This window comes from Microbacterium sp. (assembly GCF_047606685.1).
In the GTDB taxonomy this organism is placed as follows: Bacteria; Actinomycetota; Actinomycetes; order Actinomycetales; family Microbacteriaceae; genus Microbacterium.
Genome location: NZ_JASGEC010000068.1, coordinates 1 through 14,404 on the forward strand (window position 1 = coordinate 1; position 14,404 = coordinate 14,404).

Sequence of the window (14,404 nt, forward strand, 5' to 3'; positions counted from 1 at the left end):
CCCGCGCGCGGCCGCGGCGGCCTGCACCTCGGCGCCGTCGGAGCCCGCGAGCCCCGCGGCGCCGCCGATGCCGGCGACCGGGTTGACGATGAGTCCGAGCACGGCCTACGCGACAGATCCGTCGTGGCCCTCTGCGTGTGCCGGGCGCTGCCCTGAGCCTGCCGGGCGCTGCCCTGAGCTTGCCGGGCGCTGCCCTGAGCTTGCCGGGCGCTGCCCTGAGCCTGCCGGGCGCTGCCCTGAGCTTGCCGAAGGGTACTTGCGCCGATACGCGCGCCACGTGATCGCCCAGCGATCAGGGTCGTCGAGGTCGTCGTGGTGCGTGTGGTGGACGGTCTGGTTGTGCGGCGCGGTCCGAACGGTCTCCGGCTCCTCGCGGGCCTCGCGCGCGACTTCTGCGAGCACCGCCGCGTACTCGTCGATTTCGGCCTTCGAGTACGACTCGGTGGGCTCGAGCGTGAACGGCTGCGGCACGATGAAGGGGTGGTGGCTCGTCCAATAGTGCATGCCGAAGTCGGTGGCGCGCACGCCGATCTCCTCCGAGGAGACCCCGGTCTGCTCGAACAGCTCCTGCCAGGAGTAGCGCACCTGCTCGATGCGCCGGCGGCCTTCCGCGTACGGCGCCGAGGCGCCGGGGATGCCGGTGACGAGCGTGAGCAGGTAGTTGTTGTTGAGCACCGCGATCTCGGCGACCGCGCGCAGCCCGTCGGCGCCGAGTGCCATGATCCACGAGTACGCGCGCACGATGTTCGGGATGACGCCGTGGAACGGCGCGACGCTGCCGATCGAGGGGGCCACGGCATCCTGCACCGCGAAGCGGTCGCCCGCGCGGACGATCCGCGGGCCGGGCAGGAAGGGGGCGAGCTCTGCGCTCACCGCGTTCGCGCCGGCGCCCGGCCCGCCGCACGCGTGCGGCGTGGAGAAGGTCTTGTGCAGGTTGAAGTGGCACACATCGAAGCCGGCGTCGCGGGCGCGCGTGATGCCCAGGATGCCGTTGGCGTTGGCCTGGTCGTACGAGGCGAGTGCGCCGACGGCGTGCGCGGCGTCGACCCACTGCTTGATCGCCGGGTTGTAGATGCCGGTGTCTTCGGGGTTCGTGACCATGATCGCGGCCGTGCGCGGTGACAGCGCCGCCTTCAGCGCCGCGAGGTCGGGGTAGCCGTCGGCGTCCGGGTGGATCGTGACGACGTCGTACCCGGCAGCCTTCGCCGCGGCGGCGTTCGACGGGTGCGAGAAGATCGTCGTGATCACCTCGCGGCGCTGCTCGCCCTCGCCGCGCGACTCGTGGTAGGCGCGGATCATCGCGATGTTCGACCAGATGGCCGCCGAGCCGCCCTGCGTTTGCAGCGACACCTCGTCCATGCCGGAGATCTCGGCGAGCATGCGCTCCAGGCGCCACACGATCTCGAGCACGCCCTGCGCGTCGTCGGGGCTCTGCAGCGGGTGCAGGTCGACCAACTGCGGCACGCCGATGAGCTGGTCGTTGATCTTCGGCGAGTACTTCATCGTGCACGTGCCCTGGCCGATGTCGACATTGAGGTCGGCGCCGAGGTTCTCCTGCGACAGGCGCAGATAGTGCTTGAGCACGCGCATCTGGCCGATCTCGGGCAGTTCGGGCGGCGTCTCGCGGCGCAGCCCGACCGGCAGGGCGGCGACGACGTCGCCGACGGTGTCGCGGACGCCGGGCTCCACCGCGGACACGAGCACGCCGCGCTCGCCGGGAGTGGACAGCTCGAAGACGAGTGGCTCGTCCCACCGGGCCTGGTGGAAGCGACGCAGTGCGGGCTTGGGGGCGACGGGCAGGCTCACTGGTTGCGCTCCTCAGGGGTGGCGACGACGCGCGCGATGGCGTCGACGAGGCGGTCGATGTCGGCTTGTGTGGTCTGCTCGGTCACGCAGACCAGCAGCGTGTGCCGGTCCAGCGGCACGCCGGGCTCGATGCCCTCGTCCCGCAGCGCGCCGACGAGGTCGGCGGCGGCGATGCCCGTGCCGGAGAGGTCGATCGTGAACTCGCGCAAGTGCAGGGCGTCGTCGCCGAGGGCGACGCCCGGGAGTGCGGCGAGGCGCACCTGCGCGTACCGCGTGCGGGCGAGGAGCACCTCGCCCAGCTCGCGCATGCCCTGTGGTCCCATCAGGGCGAGGTACACGCCCGCGGCGATGCCCCAGAGGGCGGCGGCGGTGCCGACCCACTCCTTGCCCTCCTCGCGCAGCGCGAACGACGTGCGGTCGTAGGCGACGTCGCCGAAGCCGTACTCTCCGGGCACATCGGTGGTCGCCAGGCCGAACAGCCGCGACGGCATCTCCATGACGATGCGCGGGTCGTCGTGCACCGCGATGAAGCCGCCGTGCGCGCCGCCGTACCACTGGTGCAGCCCGAGGGACTGGATGTCGCCGGTGACGATGTCGGCGCCGTGCAGGGCGGGCGGGGCGAGCACGCCGTAGCCGATCGGGTCGGTGCCGACCACGAGCAGCGCGCCGGCCGCGTGCGCGGCGTCGGCAAGCTCGCGCAGCCGCGTCTCGACGGCGCCGGTCGCGCTGGGGGTCTCGACCCACACCGCGGCGACGGTGTCGTCCAGCAGTGCGGCGACCGCCGCGACGTCGGCGACTCCGTCGACCGTCGGCACGAGCTCCAGGCCGAGGTGCGCGCGGGTGAAGTCGCGCACCTTCGACAGCTTGGCCGGCAGCACGTCGCTGGCCACGAGCACGCGGGAGCGCCCGGTGACGCGGCCGGACATGGTCATCCCGGTCGCCGTCGCCTGGTACCCGTCGTAGGTCGGCACGTTCACGACATCCATCGCCAGCAGCTCGCCCATGAGGGACTGGTACTGGAACAGCGCCTGGAACCGGCCGTGGTCCTCGTACGGCTCGCCGGCATACGCGGTGAGGAACTCGCTGCGGCCGATCACCTCGTCGACGACGGCCGGCACATAGTGGTTGTAGACGCCGGCGCCGAGGAAGCTGAGCCGCTCCTGCGTCGACCGGTTCTTCGCCAGCAGCCCCCGCACGTGCCGCGCGAGGTCCTGCTCGGCCACGAGCGGCTCCGGCAGGTCGAGCGGGCGGTTCAGGCGCAGCTCGGCGGGCACGTCGGCGTAGAACTCGTCGACGGACTCGGCGCCGACCGCGGCGAGCATCTCCGCCTTCGTGTCGGGTGCGGAGTTCGGGATGTACGGATGGACGAAGGCGGTGGGCTGGGTCACGTCAGGATCCGATCGTTGGCTCGGTCAGGGTGGGGAAGGGGATGTCGGCGGCCCGCGGGGCGGCCAGCACGGCGACGCCGAAGCGGGGGAGGGTGATCGTGCCGTCGGTGCTCTCGCCGGTGAGCAGGTCTCGGCCGGCGGGAACGCGCACGGTCAGGGGCGCGAGCCCGTGGTTGAGGACGAACGTGTAGTCGGTCTCGTCGTCGGAGCGCGTGACGGCCTCCAGGGCGAGGTCGGTGCGCGCCCGAGCCGGAAGGCCGGCGGAGGAGAGGATGTCGCGGAACACCGTCACGAGCCCGTCGTGGTCGAGCACGGCGCTGAGGTACCAGCCGGCGCCGGCGCCGGCGCGGCGCACGGTGATCGCGGGGCGGCCGTCGAGCTCGCCGCTCGCGTACCGGCCGCGGGCCTCGGTCTCGGGGCGCGTCTCCAGCCACTCGCTCCAGACGCGGTTCGCCAGGGCCGCGCCCTGGTAGTCGACAGCCTCGGCGAGGCCGTCGGCGATCGGCCACTGCTCGTCGACCTCGACGCCGAGCACATCGCGCAACGGGCCGGGCGCCCCGCCCCCGTGCACGCGCTCGGCCGGGTCCACGACCCCGGAGAAGGGCCCGACGACGAGCGTTCCTCCGGAGGACGCGAACGCGCTCAGGGCGGACGCCGCCGCGTCGTCGAGCACGTACAGGTTCGGCGCCACGACGAGGTCGTAGCCGTCGAAGGGGCCTGTGGCGCGCACCGCGTCGACCGCGTGGCCGAGGGCGTAGAGCGCGCGGTGCCACGCGCGGGCCTGCTCGATCCAGTGCAGCCGCTGCGACGGCAGCGACTCCGGCGCCGAGGAGCCCCACCACGAGTCCCAGTCCACGACCAGCGCGACCTTCGTGCGCACGCGCGTGCCCCGCACCGGCTCCAGGCGCGGCAGCTCCAGCCCGAGCGCCTTCGTCTCCCGGTACGTGCGCGAGCGCTCGCCGCGGTGTCCGAGCATCGACGAGTGGAACTTCTCCTGCCCAGAGCGGGCCTGTCGCCACTGGAAGAACAGGGCGCCGTCCGAGCCGTTGGCGATCGCCTGCAGACTGTCGCTGCGCATCCGGCCCGGCGCTTTGGGGACGTTGACGTCGCGCCAGCTGGTGGCGCTCGGCGCCTGCTCGAGCAGCAGCCACGGCCGCCCGCCCTTGAGCGAGCGCATCAGCCCGTAGTTCAGCGCCGCCCCGACGGGGGAGAGCGGATCGGCTGGGTCGGGGTAGGCGTCGTCGGTGACGACGTCCTCGAGCTCGGCGAACTTCCAGTAGTCGAGGTCGCGGAAAGCGCTGAGGAAGTTGGTGGTCACCGGGATGTCGGGGGTCGCTTCCCGCAGGATGTCGACCTCGAGGCGGAACAGCTCCAGGAGCGCGTCGGACGAGAAGCGCTCGAAGTCGAGCAGCGTCGTCGGGTTGATCGGCCCGGGGGCCCGCTTCGGGGTCTCGATGTGCTCCCACGAGGTGTAGCGCTGCCCCCACACCGTGGTGCCCCACGCGGTGTTGAGAGTGTCGAGGTCGCCGTAGCGGTCGGCGAGCCAATGGCGAAAATGCGCCGCCGACTCGGGGCACCAGCAGCGCGAGATGTGGTCGCCGTACTCGTTCGAGACGTGCCACAGAGCAAGCGCGGGGTGGCTGCCATAGCGCTCCGCGACGGCGCGCGCCATCCGGGCCACGTTCTCGCGCCACACCGGCGAACTCGGGCAGTACGCCTGCCGTGACCCGAATTCGAGTCGGCGGCCGTCGGCATCCATGGGCAGCATCTCGGGGTGGGCGCGCACGAGCCACGAAGGAGGCGTGGCCGTCGCGGTGGCGAGGTCGACCTTGATGCCGCCTTCCCAGAGGAGGTCCAGCACACGGTCGAGCCAGCCCCAGTCGTACACTCCGGGCTCGGGCTCGAGCTGCGGCCAGCTGAACACCGGGAGGCTCACGAGGTTCACGCCCGCGTCCCGCATGAGGCGGATGTCGTCGGCCCACACGCTCTCCGGCCACTGGTCGGGGTTGTAGTCGCCGCCGAAGGCGAGGGCGTCGAGCCGGATCGCGCGGGACGCGTGTGCCACTCCAGGCCCCCTTCTATGAGCACTGTATTCTGTATACAGTGAGCGTATGCCGAACGGGTTCGACGGTCAAGCCATAGGCTGAGAGCGGCCGGAGGTGGGATGATGCCGATCGAGCGCAAGACATTGCGGGCACAGGTGCGTGACGAGCTGCTCGCCCGCATGCGCTCTGGTCACGTGCACCCGGGCGAGCGCATCAACGAGGTGCAGCTTGCCGCCGAGCTGGGCGTCAGCCGAACGCCGTTGCGCGAGGCGTTGATCGCGCTCGTCACGGAGGGGCAGATCGGCAGTGAGGACGGCAAAGGATTCCGGTTCATCCCGCTGAGCACGCGCGAGTTCGAGGAACTCGCCCCGATCATCGGCGCTTTGGAGGGGCTCGCCGTGGAGCTCAGTCCGCTCGACAAGCTCAAGGTGCTCGGCGAGCGCCTCGCCGACCTCGCGGCGGAGTTCGACCAAGAGGTCGTCGAGCACGGCCTCATCATCTCCAAGGACGACGAGTGGCACGGCGTGCTGCTGTCGGCCTGCCCCAACAAGCGGCTTCTCGAGATCATCGCCAGCGTGCGCACGTCTCTGCACCGCTACGAGTCGCTGCTCGTGCCCAACGACGTCATGATCGAGCGCACCGCCGAGGAGCACGCAGAGATCGCGCGATGCCTCATCGCGGGCGACCTGCCCGGCGCCATCGAGGGGCTGCGGGTGAATTGGACGCACGGCACGCAGCGGATCATCGAGAACGCCGGCGAGCGCATCACGCCGTAGCAGCGGGCCGCTCGCGCGACAGGCGCACGGCGAGGTCGACGAACAGGGCCGCCGACCAGCCGAACGAGGTGGTCGCGCCGGGCGGCTTCTGGCCGGTGTCGGGGGCGAAGTACTCGTGCGGGCCGCCGCCGTGCAGCACGAGCTCGACGGTGCGCTCCTCGAGCGCCCGCGCCTCGGCGGCCAAGCCCGAGCGCGCGAGGCCCTCCGCCACCAGCGTGTTCGTGTTGACCCACACGGGTCCGCGCCACATGCGCTCGGCGGAGAACGCGGGGTCGGACGCGGCCACCGTCGGCAGGCCCCACGGCGTGCCGTACCGCGCGGGGTCGCGCATCGCGTCGACGAGCAGGCGGGCCACCCCGTCGGGCAGTGCTCCGGTCAGCAACGGCAGGAGCCCGACGATCGCGTCGTCGGGCGTCGCGCGCCCGGCGACGCTCGCGCGGAACGCGCGGCCGTCCCACATCGCGAGCAGCCGCTTCAGGGTGCGCTGCGCCCGCGCCTCGTGCGCGTGGGCGCCGAACCCGCCGAGCTCGCGCGCGAACCGCGCGAGCTCTCGGTCCTGCAGCACGAGGTAGGCGCCGAGGTCGGGCGAGGCGGTGGGGGCGCCGTGGTCGAAGACGGGGCTGTCGTCGAGTCCGGACGAGTAGGGATGCCGGTACTCCGGCATGCCGTCGCCGTCGGCGTCCTGGGTCGCGAACCACCAGTCCTGCGACCGGCGGATGATCGCCAGCTGCGCGCGCGCCCACTCGTCGGCGCGCTCGACCTCCAGCACCTTGCGCAACGCCCACGCCGCCAGCGGCGGCTTGGTGAGCGGAATCGGGGTGTCTGGGTCGGCGACCGCGGAGCCATCCCGAAGCAGGTGCTGGCGATCCGACTCGGGCAGGTCGTCGCTGGAGGCGAGCGTGCCGCCGTCGTGCACGACGTCCGGCAGCTGGCCCGACCGGGTCGCGAAGCGGAAGGCGAGTTCGAGCTGCTCGCGCGCGAGCGCCGGGTCGCCGTGGCGCAGGCCCGTCGCGATGAAGTACGCGTCCCACTGCCACAGGCCGACGTATCCGATCTTCGACGGGGCCACCGCGCGCGCGTCGCCGAGGCTCGGCAGCGTCACGATGTTCGCGCCGAGGACCCACCAGCAGAACGCCGTCATCTCCTGGAGGCCGTGGCGCACCCGCGGACAGCGGGCGAACCAGTCATCCCACACCGTCATGGTGGCGGCCAGGTCGGCGTCGTGCCGCTCGGAGGCGACGGCGCGCACCGAGCGGTCGTCTCCCACCTCGAGTCGCAGCGCTGCCGCGTCGAGGGTGCGCCTGCCCGCCGTGCCGTCCGGCGCGGTCCACTCCACGCGCGTGCCGGCGGGGCCGCCGACGCTCAGCGCGTGCGGGCCGGCGAAGGTGAGCGTGACGTCCGCGCCGAACCGGATCGCGTGCGGCAGCACCGAAGTCACGGGCAGCGGCCGGTCCGCGGCATCCCGCACCGCCAACAGGTCGATGACGCGGCACTGCGCCACCTGTCTCTCGTACTCGGCGGTGTGCACGCGCACGCCGCCGTTCCCGCGGAACACGAGGATTCGCGAGGACGGGAGCGTGAACGGCGCGCGCTCGAGGTCGAGGTGGGCGCCGGCCAGTTCTGCGAGCCCGATCGGAGTCACCGCCCGCCCAGACCCGACGCCGCCATGCTGTTGAGGATACGACGCTGGCCGATCACGAACACGATCAGCATGGGGATCGTCGAGATCGCCGACGCAGCCATCACCAGCCCGTAATTGATCGAGCCGTACTGGCCCTGGAAGGCCGAGAGCAGCAGCGGCACCGTGAACAGATCGGGCGTGTTCAACAGCACCAGCGGGAACAGGAATGCGTTCCACGCGTCCAGGGCGACGATGATCGCGAGCGCGGCGAGGCCCGAGGTGAGGTTCGGCAGGATCACGCTCCAGAACGTGCGCCATCGACCGGCTCCGTCAAGGATCGCAGCCTCCTCGAGCTCCTTGGGCAGCGACAGCACGAACTGTCGCATCAAGAACACCGCGAACGGGTTGGCCATCATCCCCGGCACGATCAGCGCGAGGTGGGAGTCGACCCATCCGAGCTGGGTCATCAGCAGATAGAACGGGATGAGCGTGACCTGCTTGGGGATCATCTGCGTGGCCAGGAACAGGATGAACAGCACCTTGCTGCCGCGGAAGCGGATGCGCGCGAACGCGTACCCGGCCATGGCCGAGGTGATCAGGGTGCCGATCACCACGAGCACGGCGATGTAGCCGCTGTTCAGGTACGCCTGCGCGAACGGCACGGCGTTCCACGCCTCGGCGTAGTTGTCCAGGGTGAGCGGATCGGGCCAGAACGCGAGCGGATCCTGCAGCAGCTGCGGCAGCGTCTTGAGAGAGGTGGCGAGCATCCAGACGAACGGGAAGACCATCGCCACGCCGCCGGCGATCAAGAGCGCATGCAGCACGACGGCACTGGCTCGTCGCTTTGCCCGGTCGCGGGCGGGAGAGAAGCGCACCGGCTCGCGGTCGGTGACGATGGCGGTCGTCGAGCCGGTCGGCGGGCGCCGTGCGCCGTCGGTGATGCGAGGAGCGTCAGCGTTCACGCGGCATCCTCCTCGTAGTGGACGAGCTTTTTCTGCGCACCGAACTGGATCGCGGTGATCACCAGTGTGAGCGCGAGCAGGATCACGCTGGCGGCGCTGGAGGGCCCGAATTCGAACCGCCCGAACCCGAGGTCGTAGATGTGGTAGACGATCGTGCGCGTCGCGTTGTCGGGCCCGGCATTGGCGACCAGGATGTAGACCGTGTCGAACGTCTGCAGCGACGAGATGAAGGCGACCACTGACGAGAAGAAGATGATCGGCGACAGCAGCGGCAGGCGGATGCTGCGGAAGATGCGCCACGCGCCGGCGCCGTCGATGCGCGCCGCCTCGATGACCGACGGCGAGATGTTCTGCAGCCCCGCGAGGAAGATCACGACGTTCAGCCCCATCGACGCCCAAATCGTCACGATGCACACGGCGATCAGAGCGAGGCTGGGATCTCCGAGCCAATCCGGCGGGGTCACGCCGAACACTGTCGCGATCGTTTCCGACAGCACGCCGTCGGCGCGGAACATCTGCTGCCAGATCATCGCCACTGCCACTGTCGAGGTGACCACGGGGGCGAAGAACAGCAGCAGGTAGAGAGTGCGGGTCTTCAGCTTCTCCAACGCGATGGCGACGATGATCGACAGGCCGAGGCCGATCGGCACCGTGATGATCGCGATGACGAGCGTGTTGACGATCGAGCGCAACAGCAACGGGTCTTGGAACTGAGCGGTGAAGTTGGCAAGGCCCACCCAGGTCAGATCGGTCAGGCCGTCCCACTGGGCGAAGGCGAGCACCATGCTCGCCATGAACGGCAGCACGACGAAGATCGACATGCCGATCAGTTGGGGGCCAATGAACACGTACCCCCAACGGCGGTCGCGCCGCCGCCACTTCGACTCGGCGCGCCGGGCCGAGTCGGGAGGAGTCCCGAGTGGGGCGGCCGCCTCGGCGACCGCCCCCTCGATCTGGCTCATCTCTCGATCACTCCGCGGACTTTTTCGCCACCAGTGCGGCGATCTCGTCGAGCGTGGCTTGGGCGTCTTGCTTGCCCTGGTAGAGCTTGAGGAAGATGTCCGCGATGTCGGTGGGCAGGCCAGGCACCTGCGACTCGGCGGCGTAGTTGGTGAAGCCGATGTCGCGCATGTCGAGGAAGGTCTGCGCGTGCGCGGGGTAGTCGCCCTCGAGCACGACCTCGTCCGCGCCTTGGATGGACGGCACGGCGTTTCCGCCGCCCTGCAGACGGAAGGTCTGCCCCTCGGCCGAGAGGAACTCGGTCCAGAACGTGAAGGCGGCGTCCTTCGCCGTGGTCTGGTTGTTGATCGCGAGGTACGAGACGGCCACGCCGGTCGGGGATTCCTTGCCATCCGGTGTCGGCCAGCGCACGATGTCGTACTCGTCCTCGACCCCCGCGGAGGTGACGGTGCCGATCGTGTAGCGGCCCTGCACGAAGAAGCCCGCCTTGTGCGTCACGAACTGGCTGTCGGCCCCTGCCCCGTCGGGGAGGGTGTCGGCGACGACGAACCGGCCGTCCTGGAAGTAGTCGCCGAGCGTGGCGATGGCCTCGACGCTGGCGGGGTCCGTGTTCGCGGTGAACGCGCCGGACGCGTCGTACGGCTCGGGCGCGCCCTGCGACGACAGCCAGCTCCAATGCGTCGCCCAGTAGTTCCAGAAGAGGGTGCCGGTCAGACCGGCATCCTTGAGCTTGTCGTTCATCTCCAAGAACTTGTCGGTGGTCCACTCGCCGGCGGCCGCCAGGTCGGCCGGGTTCTCGGTGATGCCCGCGGCCTTCAGAGCGGCCTTGTCGAACCACATCACGTCGGGGTTGGAGTCGTTGGGCGCGGCGTAGTGCTCGTCATCGAGCACCGCGGCGCCGAACAGCCCGGGGAAGAAGTCGTCAGGCTTGGTCTCGCTCGCCGACGACGCCATGAGGTCGTCCAGCGGCATGAGCCGCTTGGATGCCACGAACTGGCCGATCTTGTCGTCGCCGACATAGAACACGTCGGGGGCCGTGTTGCTCGTGAGCTGGGCGAGCAGCTTGGAGTGGTAGTCCTCGTAGTCGGCGACCGGCTGGAACTTCACGGTGATGTCGGGGTGGCGCTTCATGAAGTCCTCGTTGAACTCCTTGTAGCGGGTCAGCTCGTCTGCGCTTCCCCACGTCGACCACACGACGGTGTTGGCGTCGCTCCCGCCGCTTCCGCCGCCCCCGCTGCATGCGCCCAGGCCGGCAGCGACGACGACGGCGACGGCGCCGATCCCGGCGATCTTTGTGACGGACTTGAGCACATGCATGAGGGCCTCTTTCCAGGTTCGGGACCACGTGGACGTTCGTATTCTGTATACAGAACACAGGCGATGTCAATGGCTGCGGGGAAATGCGCCCGCTACGATGGGCGCGATGTCCGCCGTCGAGGCCGTGGGTGCGGCCGGCCCCCAGCTCTACCGCGAGATCGCGCGCGCCGACTGGGCGCGGCTCGCGGCCGGCATGGAAGAGCCGCTGAGCGAGGCCGAGATCGTGCAGTTGCGCGGACTGGGCGATCCGCTCGATCTGGCCGAAGTGCGCGAGGTGTACCTCCCGCTCAGCCGGCTGCTGTCGTTGTACGCGTCGGCGACCAAACGGCTCGGCGCCGACACGAGCGCCTTCCTGCGCGAGGCCGACACCACGACGCCGTTCGTGGTGGGCGTCGCCGGGTCGGTCGCGGTCGGAAAGTCGACGATCGCGCGACTGCTGCGCGAGCTGATGAGCCGGTGGCCGGGCACGCCGCGCGTCGAGCTCGTGACGACCGACGGCTTCCTCTACCCGAACGCCGAGCTCGAGCGGCGCGGCATCATGCACCGCAAGGGCTTCCCCGAGTCGTACGACCGCCGGGCTCTCGTCCAGTTCCTCACCGACGTCAAAAGCGGCGCCGCCGAGGTGCGGGCGCCGTTCTACTCGCATATGCGGTACGACATCGTGCCCGACGCGCACGTCACGGTGCGCCGGCCCGACGTGGTCATCGTCGAGGGGCTCAACGTGCTGCAGCCGCCGCCGGCGCCGAACGACGTGGCCGTCAGCGACCTGTTCGACTTCTCGGTCTACGTCGACGCCGACTCCGCGCACATCACGCGGTGGTTCCTCGACCGCTTCCTCACCCTCAAGCGCGGGGCGTTCGCGAACCCGAGCTCGTTCTTCAACACCTACGCCCACCTGAGCGACGACGAGGCGATCGAGTTCGCCATCGGGGTGTGGAACTCGATCAACCTGCCGAACCTCGAGGAGAACGTGCTGCCGACGCGCCACCGCGCGACGCTCGTGCTGCGCAAGGCCGCGAACCACGCCGTCGAGAGCGTGCAGCTGCGCAAGCTCTGACGCGCACGGCCCCGCCGTTCAGCGTCCTCGCACGGCGCCGCCCCTACGATTGAGACCATGTGTGGAATCGTCGGATACGTCGGGCCCCGCCCGAGCCGTGACATCCTGCTCGCGGGCCTCGCGCGCCTGGAGTACCGGGGATACGACTCGGCCGGCATCGCGATCATCGACGACGAGGGCCGGCTCGGGATGCGCAAGCGCGCGGGCAAGCTCAGCGTGCTGCGCGACGACCTCGACGAGGCCTCGATCGCCGACGGCGCCACCGGCATCGGGCACACGCGGTGGGCGACCCACGGCGGGCCCACCGACGCCAACGCGCACCCGCACCTGGCCGACAACGACCGGCTCGCGGTCATCCACAACGGCATCATCGAGAACTTCGCCGAGCTCAAGGCCGAGCTCGCCGCCGCGGGCCACACGTTCCGCAGCGAGACCGACACCGAGGTCGCGGCCGTGCTCCTCGGCGACGAGTACGGCGCCCACGGCGGCGATCTCGTCGCGGCGTTCCGCGCCACGGTGGCGCGCCTCCACGGCGCCTTCACGCTGCTGGCCATGCACGAGGACCATCCCGGGCTCGTCGTCGGGGCGCGTCGCAACTCGCCCCTGGTGATCGGCCTCGGCGACGGCGAGAACTTCCTCGGCTCCGATGTCGCGGCGTTCGTCGAGCACACGCACCGCGCGCTGGCGATCGGGCAGGACGAGATCGTCGCGATCACGCCGGCGGCCGTGACGGTCACCGACTTCGCGGGGCGCCCCGTCGACGTCGAGCCGTTCGAGGTGACGTGGGATGCCTCGGCCGCCGAGAAGGGCGGCTGGCCGTCGTTCATGGCCAAGGAGGTGTCGGAAGAGCCCGAGGCGGTGGCGAACACGATCCGCGGCCGCGTGCGCGACGGCATCGTGTCGATCCCCGAGCTCGACGGCTTCGACGCGCTCTTTCGCGACGTCTCGCGCATCGTCGTGCTCGCGTGCGGCACAGCCTCCTACGCCGGCCAGGTCGGCAAGTACGCGCTCGAGCACTGGGCGCGCGTGCCGGTGGATGTCGAGCTCGCCCACGAGTTCCGCTACCGCGACCCCGTGCTCGGGCCGGACACCCTCGTCGTCTCGATCAGCCAGTCGGGCGAGACGATGGACACGCTCATGGCGGTCAAGTACGCGCGCGAGCGCGGCGCGAAGACGCTGTCTATCTGCAACACGCAAGGCGCCACCATCCCGCGCGAGTCCGACGCCATCGTGTACACGCACGCCGGCCCCGAGGTCGCGGTGGCCTCGACGAAGGCGTTCGTGGCGCAGTTGACGGCCCTGTACCTGCTCGCGCTGCACATCGCGCACGTGCGCGGCGCCGTGCCCGACGCCGAGATCGCCCCGCACGTCGTCGAGCTGGAGTCGATCCCCGACAAGATCGCCCGCGTGCTCGCGGAGGAGCAGGAGCACATCGAGCAGTTCGCGGGATGGATGGCAGACACCCGGTCCGTGCTGTTCCTGGGCCGCCACGTCGGGTTCCCGATCGCGCTGGAGGGCGCGCTCAAGCTCAAAGAGGTCTCGTACATCCACGCCGAGGGCTTCGCGGCGGGCGAGCTCAAGCACGGGCCGATCGCGCTCGTCGAGCCCGGCCAGCCGGTGTTCGTCATCGTGCCGTCCCCGCGCGGGTCGTCGCTGCTGCACAGCAAGGTCGTCTCCAACATCGAGGAGATCCGCGCGCGGGGCGCGCGAGTCATCGCCGTCGCGGAGGAAGGGGATGCCGCGGTGCTGCCGATCGCCGACGAGGTGCTGCGCATCCCGCTGGCCAGCCCGCTGTTCGAGCCGCTGCTCGCGGTCGTGCCGCTGCACATCTTCGCGATGGGCCTGGCCACAGCCAAAGGCCTGGACGTCGACCAGCCGCGCAACCTCGCGAAGTCCGTCACGGTGGAGTAGGCGAGAGTGATCCTCGGAATCGGCGTCGACCTCGTCGACATCCCTCGGTTCGAGCGTTCGCTCTCGCGCACTCCCCGCTTGCTGCCCCGCTTGTTCTCGCCGGCCGAGCGCCTGCTGCGGCCGCGCTCGCTGGCCGCCCGCTACGCCGCGAAGGAGGCGCTCATCAAGGCGCTCGGTGGCTCGGACGACGTGCACTGGACCGAGATCGAGATCGTCTCGGAGCCCTCCGGCCGGCCGCGCTTCGCGCTGAGCGGCTCCACCGCCGCCGCCGTCGCCGCGCGCGGCATCGCCACGGTGCACCTGACGATGTCGCACGACGCGGGCCTGGCGATCGCGTACGTGATCGCGGAGGGCGGGGCAGATGCCGCGGGGGCGGCGCCGTGAGCCGCCCGCTGCGGGAGGCGCTGGTCGACACCGCCGCGATCACCGCGAACACGCGCCACCTGCGCCGGCTCACCGCCGCGCGCCTGATTGCCGTCGTCAAGGCCGACGGCTACGGGCACGGCGCCGCGCGCGCCGCGCGCGCGGCGCTGGACGGGGGCGCCGACCGGCTCGGCGTCG

The 14,404-nt window shown here is 70.7% G+C and carries 12 protein-coding genes; 5 read left to right on the forward strand and 7 right to left on the reverse strand.

Annotated features, from left to right (window positions below; translation table 11 throughout):
* Nucleotides 1-105: 105 nt before the first annotated feature.
* Genes gcvPB through QM611_RS08470 form a run of 3 tightly spaced genes read right to left on the reverse strand, consistent with a single transcriptional unit; the run spans nt 106 to nt 5,259 of the window.
* A complete protein-coding gene (gene gcvPB, locus QM611_RS08460; protein WP_415079474.1) occupies nt 106-1,806 on the reverse strand; it encodes an aminomethyl-transferring glycine dehydrogenase subunit GcvPB in 1,701 nt (566 codons plus the stop codon).
* Nucleotides 1,803-3,194 carry an aminomethyl-transferring glycine dehydrogenase subunit GcvPA gene (gene gcvPA / locus QM611_RS08465; RefSeq protein ID WP_415079475.1) on the reverse strand — a complete coding sequence of 464 codons (1,392 nt, stop codon included), beginning with the start codon at nt 3,192-3,194 and terminating at the stop codon, nt 1,803-1,805. The genes gcvPB and gcvPA overlap by 4 nt, the downstream gene beginning before the upstream one ends.
* A 1-nt stretch (nt 3,195) precedes the next feature.
* On the reverse strand, nt 3,196-5,259 hold the full coding sequence (locus QM611_RS08470) for a beta-galactosidase (protein WP_415079476.1): 2,064 nt from the start codon (nt 5,257-5,259) through the stop codon (nt 3,196-3,198).
* Between the two features lie 102 nt (nt 5,260-5,361).
* On the opposite strand from QM611_RS08470, the gene QM611_RS08475 reads away from it, so the two are divergent.
* On the forward strand, nt 5,362-6,015 hold the full coding sequence (locus QM611_RS08475; protein ID WP_415079477.1) for a GntR family transcriptional regulator: 654 nt from the start codon (nt 5,362-5,364) through the stop codon (nt 6,013-6,015).
* Here the strand turns inward: QM611_RS08475 and QM611_RS08480 are convergent.
* From QM611_RS08480 to QM611_RS08495, 4 genes are read right to left on the reverse strand one after another with little or no spacing between them, the layout of a single operon-like run.
* The gene (locus tag QM611_RS08480; protein ID WP_415079478.1) at nt 6,005-7,657 is read right to left on the reverse strand and encodes an amylo-alpha-1,6-glucosidase; all 1,653 of its coding nucleotides are present in this window, start codon (nt 7,655-7,657) and stop codon (nt 6,005-6,007) included. The genes QM611_RS08475 and QM611_RS08480 overlap by 11 nt on opposite strands.
* Entirely contained in the window at nt 7,654-8,598 is a 945-nt protein-coding gene (locus tag QM611_RS08485) for a carbohydrate ABC transporter permease (RefSeq protein ID WP_415079479.1), read from the reverse strand. Before QM611_RS08485 ends, QM611_RS08480 begins: the two co-directional genes overlap by 4 nt.
* Nucleotides 8,595-9,560 carry a carbohydrate ABC transporter permease gene (locus QM611_RS08490; RefSeq protein ID WP_415079480.1) on the reverse strand — a complete coding sequence of 322 codons (966 nt, stop codon included), beginning with the start codon at nt 9,558-9,560 and terminating at the stop codon, nt 8,595-8,597. Before QM611_RS08490 ends, QM611_RS08485 begins: the two co-directional genes overlap by 4 nt.
* Before the next feature lie 7 nt (nt 9,561-9,567).
* Complete coding sequence (locus tag QM611_RS08495) at nt 9,568-10,875, reverse strand: ABC transporter substrate-binding protein (RefSeq protein ID WP_415079481.1); 1,308 nt, start codon at nt 10,873-10,875, stop codon at nt 9,568-9,570.
* A 97-nt stretch (nt 10,876-10,972) separates the two neighbouring features.
* Here QM611_RS08495 and coaA point away from each other — a divergent pair, with 97 nt between their 5' ends.
* From coaA to QM611_RS08515, 4 genes are all read left to right on the forward strand, one after another.
* Nucleotides 10,973-11,932, forward strand: coding sequence for a type I pantothenate kinase (gene coaA, locus QM611_RS08500; protein ID WP_415079482.1), 960 nt, complete (start codon nt 10,973-10,975; stop codon nt 11,930-11,932).
* A gap of 57 nt (nt 11,933-11,989) precedes the next feature.
* On the forward strand, nt 11,990-13,843 hold the full coding sequence (glmS, locus tag QM611_RS08505) for a glutamine--fructose-6-phosphate transaminase (isomerizing) (protein ID WP_415079483.1): 1,854 nt from the start codon (nt 11,990-11,992) through the stop codon (nt 13,841-13,843).
* Nucleotides 13,844-13,849: 6 nt separating this feature from the next.
* Nucleotides 13,850-14,227 carry a holo-ACP synthase gene (locus QM611_RS08510; RefSeq protein WP_415079484.1) on the forward strand — a complete coding sequence of 126 codons (378 nt, stop codon included), beginning with the start codon at nt 13,850-13,852 and terminating at the stop codon, nt 14,225-14,227.
* On the forward strand, nt 14,224-14,404 hold a 181-nt coding region (locus QM611_RS08515), incomplete at its 3' end, for an alanine racemase (protein WP_415079485.1). The genes QM611_RS08510 and QM611_RS08515, both read left to right, overlap by 4 nt.

Excerpts from the sequence above, each read along its gene's own strand:
- glmS (WP_415079483.1), top strand. The coding sequence starts at position 11,990 with ATGTGTGGAATCGTCGGATACGTCGGGCCCCGCCCGAGCCGTGACATC.
- coaA (WP_415079482.1), top strand. The coding sequence starts at position 10,973 with ATGGGCGCGATGTCCGCCGTCGAGGCCGTGGGTGCGGCCGGCCCCCAG.
- QM611_RS08495 (WP_415079481.1), bottom strand. The coding sequence starts at position 10,875 with ATGCATGTGCTCAAGTCCGTCACAAAGATCGCCGGGATCGGCGCCGTC.
- QM611_RS08490 (WP_415079480.1), bottom strand. The coding sequence starts at position 9,560 with ATGAGCCAGATCGAGGGGGCGGTCGCCGAGGCGGCCGCCCCACTCGGG.
- QM611_RS08475 (WP_415079477.1), top strand. The coding sequence starts at position 5,362 with ATGCCGATCGAGCGCAAGACATTGCGGGCACAGGTGCGTGACGAGCTG.